The sequence below is a fragment of the Pseudomonas sp. SIMBA_067 genome (genome assembly GCF_046534675.1).
Lineage (GTDB): Bacteria > Pseudomonadota > Gammaproteobacteria > Pseudomonadales > Pseudomonadaceae > Aquipseudomonas > Aquipseudomonas putida.
In genome coordinates this window covers 1-274 of record NZ_JAWRYH010000396.1, presented here as the reverse complement: position 1 = coordinate 274, position 274 = coordinate 1, and the positions used below count along the sequence as shown (strand labels likewise).

The window sequence follows — 274 nt, the reverse complement described above, 5'->3', positions numbered from 1 at the left end:
AAACCATTCCAGGGTTAAGAGCATTGCAAAAATACGCAGTTAAGTGTGGTGGCGGTGCAAACCACCGAATTGGATTGTTTGATGCGTTTTTAATTAAAGAAAACCACATAGCTGCTTGTGGAGGAATTAATAACGCAGTAGCTCAAGCTAAGCTAAATCATGCCGATAAACCTATAGAGGTTGAGGTTGAATCGTTTGATGAGCTAGAGCAAGCCATTAACGCTGGCGCCGACATCATAATGTTAGATAATTTTACCCCAGAGCAAATACGCCA

General features: G+C 41.6%; 1 protein-coding gene. It reads left to right on the top strand.

Going from position 1 to position 274, the window contains the following annotated elements:
• A partial coding sequence (locus tag SB765_RS29600; RefSeq protein ID WP_410932487.1) for a nicotinate-nucleotide diphosphorylase occupies window positions 1–274 on the top strand: 274 nt, incomplete at both ends.